This is a genomic window from Actinomycetes bacterium, from assembly GCA_035489715.1.
Lineage (GTDB): Bacteria > Actinomycetota > Actinomycetes > JACCUZ01 > JACCUZ01 > DATHAP01.
The window spans coordinates 1-5,750 of record DATHAP010000186.1; the positions used below are offsets into that span (position 1 = coordinate 1).

Sequence of the window (5,750 nt, forward strand, 5' to 3'; positions counted from 1 at the left end):
CGCTCGGGGTCGCGTCGGGGACCCTCGGCCTGGCCTGCGTGTGGTCGCTCGCTGTCGAGCCGGCCACGCTGGTCGTGCTGCCGGTCGCCGCCGCCGTGCTCGCCGCCGGCGCTGCCGGGGCGCTCCGGGTCGGTGACGCCGGTGCCCGGGCCGTCGGGACCGTGCTGGCCGCCCTCTCGGGGCTGCTGGTCGTCGCCAGCAGCACCGCGCTGACCCGCCATGCCGGCGGAGGCTGGCCCGCGGTGCTCTCCCTCGCGACGGCCGTGCTCGCCGTGCTGTCCCTGCTGTCGGCCGTCGGCGCGGGAGCCGCCGGGGTCGCCGCCGTCCGCGCCGGCGCGCGCAGCGCCTGGTGGCACGGGACCGGGCGCGCGCTGTCGGTCGTCGCTGCCTCGGCCCTGGTGGTCGAGACCGCGTGCGTGGCGTGGTGGCGCGGAGCCGAGCCCCCCGGTCAGGCTCTCGCCGTCGCGGTCGTGTCGGCACTGATGCTGGCGGCGTCGGCGCTGCCGGTGCTGTCCACCGTGACGGACCGGGCCGACCTGAGGGCCGTCGGTGGCGTCGCCGCCGCCCTCGCCGTCCCGGTCAGCGCGCTCGACCCCGACCGGCTGTGGCTCGCCCTGCTGGCCGTCGGGGTGGGCGTCGCCGTCCTCGCCGTCCGGCAGGACCACCGCTGGGGCTGGGTGTCCGGGGTGCTGCTCACCGCGAGCAGCTGGGTGCGACTGGCCGAGGCCGACGTGACCGCGCCCGAGGCCTACACGGTGCCCCCGGCGCTGCTGCTGCTCGCGGTCGGCTGGCTGCAGCGGCGTCGGGAACCCGACCACAGCTCCTGGCGGGCGTACGGACCAGGGCTCACGCTCGCGCTCGTGCCCAGCCTGCTCCGGGCCGTCACCGACTCCGGTGAGCTGCGACCGCTGCTGCTGGGTCTGGCTGCCCTCGCGGTGCTCGCCCTCGGCGTGGGACGCCGGCTGCAGGCGCCGCTGCTCGTCGGTGGTGCGGTGCTCGCCGTCGACGCGGTCGTGCAGCTCGCGCCGTACCTCGTCGAGGCGTACGACGCGGTGCCCCGATGGGTGACCATCGGCGCCCTGGGGCTGCTGCTCGTCGGCGCCGGCGCGACGTACGAGCGACGGGTCCAGGACCTGAGACGGGTCGGCCGGACGATCGGCGCGCTGCACTGACCGGACGAACACACCACGAAACGCCCGGTCCCCTGCGCCGACCCACCGCCTCGATGTGACTACCCTGCGTGCATGACCCGCGTTCTCCTGGCCGAGGACGATCAGGCGATCTCCGAGCCGCTCGCCCGCGCCCTGCGCCGCGAGGGCTACGACGTGGAGGTCCGCGAAGACGGCCCTGGCGCGCTGGAGTCGGCCACCGGCGAGCTTGCCGTCGATCTGGTGGTGCTCGACCTCGGTCTGCCCGGCATGGACGGCCTCGAGGTCTGCCGCCGGCTGCGCGCCGAGGGCAGCGGGGTCCCGGTGCTGGTGCTGACCGCGCGCGCCGACGAGGTCGACACCGTCGTGGGGCTCGACGCGGGTGCCGACGACTACGTCACGAAGCCGTTCCGGCTGGCCGAGCTGCTGGCCCGGGCCCGGGCCCTGCTCCGCCGCGGCGGCATCGAGGTGACGCAGGGCGTCCACGGCGTGCGCATCGACACCGAGTCGCACCGCGCCTGGGTCGAGGAGCGCGAGCTCACGCTCACCGCCAAGGAGTTCGACCTGCTGCGCGTGCTGCTGCGCGAGAACGGCAAGGTCGTCACCCGCGAACAGCTCATGCGCGAGGTGTGGGACACCGCCTGGTGGGGGTCGACCAAGACCCTGGACATGCACGTGTCGTGGCTGCGCAAGAAGCTCGGCGACGACGCCGCCAACCCCCGGTTCATCACGACGGTCCGGGGTGTGGGCTTCCGCTTCGAGCGCGAGTGAGCGCTGCCGCCTCGCGGGGAGCCGCGCCGGTGAGGCGGCTGGTCGTCGCCTGGGCACTGCTGGTGTCCGGCGTGAGCGTGCTGGTCGTCGGCGTACCACTGGTCGTCGCGGCCGGTCTGGCCGCGGACGGGCTCGACCTCTCGCTCGCCGTGATGCTGACGGTGGCCTTCGGGCTGGTGGCGATGGCTGGCGCGGTCGCCCTGGGCGTCCTGGCCGGCCGGTCGCTGGTGACGGGGGTCGCCACGCTCGAGGAGCGGGCCGAGAAGCTCGGCTCCGGGCACACCCGCAGCCCGCTCAGGCCGACCGGCGTCTCCGAGATCGACCGGGTGGGAGAGCTGCTCGAGCGCAGCGCCGAGCGGGTGGACCGGCTGCTCGCCGTCGAGCGGCAGTTCGCGAGCGACGCGTCGCACCAGCTGCGCACCCCGCTGACCGCGCTGTCGATGCGGCTCGAGGAGATCCTGCAGGCCGACGACCCGGCCACGGTACGCGAGGAGGCACGAAGCGCGCTCGCGCAGGTGGAGCGGCTGGCCACCGTGGTGGAGCACCTGCTGGACAGCGTCCGGGACAGCCGGCTGCGCGCCGGCCCCGTCCCGCTGGACGAGGTCGTGCTCCAGCAGGTCGTCGAGTGGGAGCCCGCGTTCCACGCAGCCGGCCGCGCGGTCCGGGCCGCCGGCACCCGGGGGCTGATCGCGCTGGCCACGCCCAACGGGCTCTCGCAGGTGCTGGCCACGCTGATCGAGAACAGCCTGGTCCACGGCGCCGGGACGGTCACGGTGTCCACCCGGTCGACCGGCATCTCGCTGGTCGTCGAGGTGACCGACGAGGGTCCTGGCGTCCCGGCCGAGCTCGGTGCGCGGATCTTCGAGCGGTCGGTGAGCGGGCGGCGCGGCACCGGGCTCGGGCTGGCCGTGGCGCGCGAGCTCGCGGAGGCCGACGGCGGCCGGCTCGAGCTGGTGCAGCAGTCGCCGGCCGTCTTCGCGTTGTTCCTCAGTGCTGCGGGCGGTCCGCGCTGACCGAGCCCTCGGCCGGCTGAGACGCGTCGGCCGGCTGGGCATCGTCAGCCGGCTGAGCATCGCCGGCCGCCGCCTCCGGCAGCAGCTCGGGAAAGACCCACCGCCGGTAGGACCAGAACCGGAACGCGGTGCCCAGGCCGAGCCCGACGACGTTGGCCGCGATGTTGTCGGCCAGGGTGCTGGTGAAGCCCAGCAAGTAGTGCGAGATCGCCAGGCAGGTCAGCGCGATCAGCAGGCCGACGCCGTTGAGGAGGAAGAACAGCGCGTACTCGCGGCGGACCGTCGACCGGCTGCGCCGGCGGAAGGTCCAGGTCCGGTTGCCGGCGTAGGACACCGTCGTGGCGACGACGGTCGACACCGTCTTGGACGTCAGCGGCTTGTCCGTCGCGTGCAGCACGACGTTGAACATCACGATGTCCACGACGTAGGCGAAGCCACCGACCACGCCGAACTTCATCAGCTCGCGGGCCAGGTGGCCCAGTCGGTAGTACACGCGCAGGAGGGCCTTCACGTGTCGGCTCCCCCGGTCGGCATGCGCCGAGGATACGTGCGGGTTCGGGCCCGCGGGCGAGGCCCCCGTGGGAGCATGACGACGTACGACGTGACACCGTGGCGACGTACGTGCACTCTGGTGACACACCGATCCTCTTCCGCAAGGAGCCCGCCCGTGGCCGGCATGCACCTCCCCGACGAGCTCGAGGCACTGCGTCGCACAGTCGAGGAGTTCGCGCACGACGTGGTCGCACCCAAGATCGGCGACTTCTACGAGCGCGACGAGTTCCCCTACGACATCGTCCGCCAGATGGGGGAGATGGGGCTGTTCGGCCTGCCCTTCCCCGAGGAGCACGGCGGGATGGGCGGCGACTACTTCGCGCTCTGCCTGGTGCTCGAGGAGCTGGCCCGCGTCGACTCGTCGGTGGCCATCACGCTGGAGGCGGGGGTGTCCCTCGGCGCGATGCCGATCTTCCGCTTCGGCACCGAGGAGCAGAAGGCGCAGTGGCTGCCGAAGCTCTGCTCCGGTGAGGTGCTCGGCGCCTTCGGGCTGACCGAGCCCGGTGCCGGCTCCGACGCCGGCGGCACGCTGACCACCGCGCGGCTCACCGACGATGGCCCCGATGGCCCTGATGACGCCGAGTGGGTCATCAACGGCACCAAGGCGTTCATCACCAACTCCGGCACCGACATCACCGGGCTGGTCACGGTCACCGCGGTGACCGGCGTCGACGACGACGGCCGCAAGGAGATCTCCTCGATCATCGTCCCGGCCGGCACTGCAGGGTTCACGGTCTCGAAGAAGTACTCGAAGGTCGGCTGGAACGCCTCGGACACCCGCGAGCTGTCGTTCTCGGACTGCCGGGTGCCGGCGGGCAACCTGCTCGGCGAGCGGGGCCGCGGGTACGCGCAGTTCCTGTCGATCCTGGACGAGGGGCGCATCGCGATCGCGGCGCTGGCCGTCGGGCTGGCGCAGGGCTGCGTCGACGAGTCGGTGAGGTACGCGAAGGAGCGGCACGCCTTCGGCCGGCCGATCGGGGCCAACCAGGCCATCCAGTTCAAGATCGCCGACATGGAGGTGCGGGCGCACACGGCCCGGCTGGCCTACTACGACGCCGCGGCCCGGATGCTGCGCGGCGAGCCGTTCAAGCGCGAGGCTGCGATCGCCAAGCTCTACTCGTCGGAGATCGCCGTCACCAACGCCCGCGAGGCGACCCAGGTGCACGGCGGCTACGGCTTCATGAACGAGTTCCCGGTCGCGCGGATGTGGCGGGACGCCAAGATCCTCGAGATCGGCGAGGGCACCTCCGAGGTGCAGCGGATGCTGATCGCCCGCGACCTCGGGCTCTGACCCCTCGGTAGGGTCGCCGGCGTGAGCTTCCCGGTGGTCGGTGTGGTCGGCGGGGGGCAGCTCGCGCGGATGATGGCCGGGCCGGCGATCGAGCTCGGTGTCACGCTGCGCGTGCTGGCCCGCGACCCGGCCGACAGCGCCGCCCAGGTGGTGCCGCTGGACCCGACGACCGACCTCGGCGACGAGGACGACCTCGAGGCGCTGCGCCGGTTCGCCAAGGGCTGCGACGTGCTCACCTTCGACCACGAGCACGTGCCGACCGGGCACCTTCGCGCGCTGGCGGCCGAGGGCGTGGTGGTCCGGCCAGGTCCGGACGCGCTCGAGCACGCCCAGGACAAGCTGCACATGCGCCGCCGACTGACCGCGCTCGGGGTGCAGTGCCCGCGCTGGGCGGAGGTGTCGACCCTCGACGAGGTCGCTGCCTTCGGTGCCGAGATCGGCTGGCCGGTCGTGCTCAAGACGCCGCGCGGCGGCTACGACGGCAAGGGGGTCCTGCTGGTCGGCGCCGCCGACGAGGCGCAGGACTGGCTCGCCCGCGGCGGGCCGCTGCTGGCCGAGGAACGGGTGCCGTTCACCCGCGAGCTGGCGGCCCTGGTGGCGCGCAGCCCGCACGGTCAGGCGGCCGTGTGGCCGGTCGTCGAGACCGTGCAGGTCGACGGCATCTGCCGTGAGGTGCTGGCGCCGGCCGCGATCACCGAGCAGCACGCGCTCTGGGCCCAGCAGGTCGCGCTGCGAATCGCTGACGGACTCGGCGTGACCGGGGTGCTGGCGGTCGAGATGTTCGACACGCCGTCCGGCGTGCTCGTCAACGAGCTGGCCATGCGGCCGCACAACAGCGGTCACTGGACCATCGAGGGGTCGCGCACCAGCCAGTTCGAGCAGCACCTGCGCGCCGTGCTGGACCTGCCGCTGGGTGACCCGTCGATGACGGCGCCGTACGTCGCCATGTCCAACGTCCTCGGCGGCGACATCGCC

Annotated in this window: 6 protein-coding genes; 5 read left to right on the forward strand and 1 reads right to left on the reverse strand. The window is 73.5% G+C overall.

Annotated features, from left to right (window positions below; translation table 11 throughout):
- The 3 genes from VK640_15030 to VK640_15040 all read left to right on the forward strand — a co-directional run.
- Positions 1–1,172: hypothetical protein (locus VK640_15030; GenBank protein ID HTE74494.1), on the forward strand; the 1,172-nt coding region annotated here is incomplete at its 5' end.
- 72 nt (positions 1,173–1,244) lie between these two features.
- Positions 1,245–1,919: a response regulator transcription factor gene (locus tag VK640_15035; GenBank protein HTE74495.1), complete on the forward strand. Its 675-nt coding sequence runs from the start codon at positions 1,245–1,247 to the stop codon at positions 1,917–1,919.
- A gap of 29 nt (positions 1,920–1,948) precedes the next feature.
- Positions 1,949–2,932 (forward strand): HAMP domain-containing sensor histidine kinase, encoded by a 984-nt coding sequence (locus VK640_15040; GenBank protein HTE74496.1) that lies wholly within the window; start codon positions 1,949–1,951, stop codon positions 2,930–2,932.
- Here VK640_15040 and VK640_15045 read toward each other — a convergent pair.
- A complete protein-coding gene (locus tag VK640_15045; GenBank protein ID HTE74497.1) occupies positions 2,907–3,443 on the reverse strand; it encodes a GtrA family protein in 537 nt (178 codons plus the stop codon). The genes VK640_15040 and VK640_15045 overlap by 26 nt on opposite strands.
- Before the next feature lie 165 nt (positions 3,444–3,608).
- Here VK640_15045 and VK640_15050 point away from each other — a divergent pair, with 165 nt between their 5' ends.
- Together VK640_15050 and VK640_15055 are read left to right on the forward strand one after the other, a co-directional pair.
- Complete coding sequence (locus VK640_15050; protein HTE74498.1) at positions 3,609–4,775, forward strand: acyl-CoA dehydrogenase family protein; 1,167 nt, start codon at positions 3,609–3,611, stop codon at positions 4,773–4,775.
- A 21-nt stretch (positions 4,776–4,796) separates the two neighbouring features.
- Positions 4,797–5,750 (forward strand): 5-(carboxyamino)imidazole ribonucleotide synthase (locus VK640_15055; protein ID HTE74499.1); only part of this gene is annotated, 954 nt, incomplete at its 3' end.

Bases quoted from the DNA above. Each gene is read 5' to 3' on its own strand.
- VK640_15035 (HTE74495.1), top strand. From the start codon at position 1,245: ATGACCCGCGTTCTCCTGGCCGAGGACGATCAGGCGATCTCCGAGCCG.
- VK640_15050 (HTE74498.1), top strand. From the start codon at position 3,609: ATGCACCTCCCCGACGAGCTCGAGGCACTGCGTCGCACAGTCGAGGAG.